This window comes from Schleiferilactobacillus shenzhenensis LY-73, from assembly GCF_000469325.1.
GTDB lineage: Bacteria > Bacillota > Bacilli > Lactobacillales > Lactobacillaceae > Schleiferilactobacillus > Schleiferilactobacillus shenzhenensis.
The window spans coordinates 74915-79265 of record NZ_KI271588.1; the positions used below are offsets into that span (position 1 = coordinate 74915).

The 4351-nt window shown below is 49.6% G+C and carries 3 protein-coding genes; 1 reads left to right on the plus strand and 2 read right to left on the minus strand.

The window, feature by feature from the left end; translation table 11 throughout:
- Nucleotides 1-72: 72 nt before the first annotated feature.
- Both L248_RS07190 and L248_RS07195 read right to left on the minus strand, forming a co-directional pair.
- Nucleotides 73-1668 carry an ABC transporter ATP-binding protein gene (locus L248_RS07190; RefSeq protein ID WP_051999898.1) on the minus strand — a complete coding sequence of 532 codons (1596 nt, stop codon included), beginning with the start codon at nucleotides 1666-1668 and terminating at the stop codon, nucleotides 73-75.
- A gap of 95 nt (nucleotides 1669-1763) precedes the next feature.
- On the minus strand, nucleotides 1764-3119 hold the full coding sequence (locus L248_RS07195; protein ID WP_022529491.1) for a lanthionine synthetase LanC family protein: 1356 nt from the start codon (nucleotides 3117-3119) through the stop codon (nucleotides 1764-1766).
- Between the two features lie 72 nt (nucleotides 3120-3191).
- Between L248_RS07195 and L248_RS07200 the strand changes: the two genes are divergently transcribed.
- Nucleotides 3192-4136: a helix-turn-helix domain-containing protein gene (locus L248_RS07200; RefSeq protein WP_040535456.1), complete on the plus strand. Its 945-nt coding sequence runs from the start codon at nucleotides 3192-3194 to the stop codon at nucleotides 4134-4136.
- Nucleotides 4137-4351 lie beyond the last annotated feature (215 nt).

Sequence of the window (4351 nt, forward strand, 5' to 3'; positions counted from 1 at the left end):
TCCGCAAACTGGCGGTGGCCGTGTGTCTTTTTCTCCGCAATCATTTGCTCCCTTCACCAATCTGTCTGCCTTTCACCCCAGCGTAACAACCTGGTTGAACTGCTTCTCATTGGCTGCGTGTAACTGGTGGGTAACAAAGATTACCGTCAGCTCCTTCTGTTTCAAAAAGCTGTCCTCCACTTTCAACGCACTCTCTTCATCCAAGCTGCTGGTGCCTTCATCGACCAACAGCACTTGCCGGTGCCGCAACACGCCTCGGGCAATTGCTAATCGTTGGCGCTGACCGCCTGAAAACAAGCGGCCATCCTCACCAACGGGAGTATCCAGTCCTTGGGGCAAGTTGGCAACGAATTCAGCGAGATCTGCTTTGGTCAAAGCATCATGGATTTCCGCATCAGTGAAATGATCGCCCATCGTCAGATTCTCCCGCACAGTCCCATTGAACACGTACGGCATCTGATCGACATACAAAACCTTGTCGCGCAGCGAGTTCCCAGCGATAGAATTCAGAGGCTTCCCCGCCACCAGTACATTTCCTTGGTACCCCGTCAGCTTACCATCCAGAATATTCAACAGCGTCGACTTGCCAACACCGGAAGGACCGACAATCGCCACCTTTTCACCGGGTGTGATGACCAGCGACATCGGCTTCAGGGCAGGAGCCGCACTGCCCGGGTACTGGTAGCTGACCTGCTGCAGTGCAATATCAACGGACGTGTCCTTCCCAATTGTCCCGTGGCTCTCTCCGCCAGCCGGGCCGACGTACTTTTCAAATACCGGCTTGACCGACTTGAATTGCGCCAGTACTGGACCAAAGCTGGCGAGATTGACAAAAATAGTGCCCGCCAAACTACCAGTCGAAAGGATTGCCCCAATGGGGATCAAGTTGCGCAGAATCAAGACCCCACTCCAACCAATCATGGCTAACTGGCTTACAATACTCGCCAGTTGCCCCAGCATTGTTAGTTGCGCAATTGTTGTATTTTGACGGACTTTCAACCCGGCCAGTTCTTGTGCTGGCTTCTTAATCTGCTCAACCAGCTTATTTTGTACATTGAGCGCAAACAACGTGTCAAACCCTTTCAGCAGGCTTTGTACTTTCTCCAAGAAAGCCTCGTTGCCCTTGGTCAGGTTCATATTGGCCCGTTGCATTTTTTTCGCACCCAGTTGCGGTAAAACAATCGTCAGGAAGGCCAAGAAAAGTGCAACGGCAATCAATGACCAGTGGAATGAGAGCAGTGCTGCGCTGGCAAAGAGCGTATCTGACCCAATCTGGACCACGTTAAAGAAATTATCAAAGCCCTGCGTTTCGATCAAATTCACGTCATTGGTCAGCCAAGACCCATACGTACCTGTATCATAGCGGTGGAAGAAAGCATAGCCACCAGCCGTAATGTTTCTGGTGATGTCCAACCGGAGATCCAGGCTCATCTTCTGCATGAGCACCCCTTCTAAATACATGGTCAGCAGGAGCACTCCGCTAAATACCACGTAAAGCGTTATATTCAGAATAATGAATTTCAAGAACAATGAAACGTTACGCTGAACTAGGGAGTTCAGCACATACGTATTCACCAGGGCAACAGCTACCCGGAGAAACGATGTCCCCATAATCAACAGTGTCACGCATAGTGTAAGCAGCATGTGGTGCATGAAATATCTCCGCATGGTTGCCACTCCTTTCAACTTCTTTAATCGTCCTAAGCATACCAAGTTTCAAGAATCGGCTGCCCCATTCATGCACATATGCATGTGCAACCTGCCTAACCTTGAAACAGTCGGATGTAACGATGCAGCTGAGCCAAACAGCCAAGTTGACCAACACCATAGTCGAGTACATGGGTGCGCATTGTCTCGTCGGGGAAAATAAGGCCATCGTTAGCGGTAGCTGTCATATACTCAGCAACCAATTCAGCCGCCTCAGCATTGGCAGTGCTCGGCTGGAATGTTTGGCGATCATTGAAGAATGCCAAAGTGCCGGCCAACCCATGACACAACGCAGGCGACTGTTGATAGAAATGGTGGACCAGCTGGTCAGTAATGTTATCCAGCAGCTTACTCGATTCTGCTTTTGCTGCGATGCCGGTCTGATAGGCGCGGAGCAGCCCGCTGCCTATTCCCGCCAGTCCTTCACACCAAGACAAGTTCATCACATTGAGGGCATGATGCTGCAGAAAATCCTCAGTCAAGGCTGTCACGACTTGCAGCAACTCGTCCCCCTTCGCTTGGTAGACCGGCACATTTAACAGTTGCCCAACATGATATAACGTCCACCCCAAGCCCGTTAAGCCGTGGGCAAACCCTAGGCCCGTCAAATCATCCGTGTCCTGCAGACAGTACCTCAGAATGTCGTTAGTCTCATCAAATAAGGCGGCCGTTTGTTTCTTCAACGCATCCCAATACTTTGCCTGTTGGGAATACTCTGCTAATGTGGCAAGTGCATCAATAGCCCCGGCTCTACCCGTGGCGTAATCCCATTGATCGGCATAATCCTGGCGAGTGATTTGTGCAACCAGGTTTTCAAGCTCTACATCGTGGGAAGCGGCAATCTGACCGTCCTGCATCAAGCCGACTAACGACTTCATTAACCCGGCCGCACCAAACAACATACTCGTATCTTGAAACCGTTTAACAGGGAATAATTGCGCTTCAACTTTTGTCAGCAATGGTTTGGTTGTGACGTCAACACCCAGTTCGCGCATGGCGGTGAGTAAACCGGCAAGACCATGTTGGCGTGAACGGACATCAACCACTTCACCAAATTGCGTCGTGGTCCAAAGACGCTTGCCTTTGGCCGTCATCAATTTCCGAACAATGGTGTCGAATCGTCTGGCAATCGCTTCTTGCGTAAGAGCGGGAGCCTCTACAACCACCGTGGTTTGATCGACCAAATTGCGGATTGTCGCACAATCCGCTGCAGTGAATACGCCGGCGCGTTGCAGCAGGCCGGCCTTCTGTAACAGTTCCTGGCGGCCAGAACCGGCTGTCACAAACAACGTCGTTCCAGTGCGCAAAAAATAGTAGATGGCCGCTAACGCGTACCAATCATCCGCAGTGCGGACTTCCTGGTTCCTTGCCTTGGGATCGTAAAACCCTGGCGTGCCAACCACTTTCACCATGTGCTATGGTATTACTATATGCATAAGACATTGGCTGGCATTGTCTCATGCCATCGAACGGAGGAGATCATTTTGAAATTTGGCGAAAAAATTCGTGAGATTCGTGAATCAAAGCAGATCAAAATGGAGGACATTACCGATGACGTGATTTCTCAACCCTTCCTTTCCCGCTTTGAGCGGGGGCAGTCTGACATCAGCCTTGGCCGCTTTAATCATCTGTTGCAGCAGTTACATGTGACCCCGACCGAGTTTTTTTCCCTGATGCAGGATAATCCCGACACGACGGCCGCAGACTATGAATACTTTGGCCAACTGCCGGATTTTTTTCTAAGCCCTGAAATCGTGCAAAACAAGACGCTGCTCGCTAAAAAGTTGGCACAAGCCAAGGAATTAGTGGCTACTGCCCATACTGCCTACATCAAGAAACCAAATCGCTGGAATTTAATTTCTTGGCGCGGCGCCGAATCTCTGCAAAACCACATTTATATGCACCTGGATCCAAGCAAAATCGTTGCATTGAACGTGACGCCAATCCAATCCTACTTGTTGAATCTTGACGCTTGGACAGCCGTTGATATCGTTATTTTTGCATTCTTTTCAGAATACATGTCTGCCAACATCAAGATGCAACTCCTGCAGCTGATCGTCAAACATATTCCGAAAAGCTCGATTCTGGGTTCTTGGGATAATTTTCTCCTGGAGATTGTTCTTTCATCCTTCGAACAATTCATCATTGCCAAACAGCTGTCCTATGCTCAAAATACGATTGACATTATGCAAACCCTCAGCGCGCACTTTGGTAATACAGACTATGAAATCATCCTGTTATTTGTCACAGGATGGTTTCAGTATGTCCAGGGAAAGAAAGTTAAACCCGATGCTGTCCGGAAAATGGATGATGCCATTTCCATTATGGCCATTTTGCACCATGATGACGACGCCAAGCAATTCCGCGATTTGAAAGATAAAATTACTGGTGACAATGGCGACACGATTACCAGTGATGTTTGGCTGTGATCCATACGGACTGTATATCTCCGTCAATACTGCGACACAAAGTCTTTCTCACGTATCAGACAAGGCGCTATAACGGCACTAGCAATGACGTGAAAATAACGGCCTGGACACGTACTTTGCTGGGCGGGCATATTCCGGCCCGGATGGCGGCGAAGAAGGACGCGGCGATTGCGCTGCGGACGGAGTAGTTGACCAACTGAACAGAAAAAGACACA

Excerpts from the sequence above, each read along its gene's own strand:
- L248_RS07190 (WP_051999898.1), bottom strand. The coding sequence starts at position 1,668 with ATGCGGAGATATTTCATGCACCACATGCTGCTTACACTATGCGTGACA.
- L248_RS07195 (WP_022529491.1), bottom strand. The coding sequence starts at position 3,119 with ATGGTGAAAGTGGTTGGCACGCCAGGGTTTTACGATCCCAAGGCAAGG.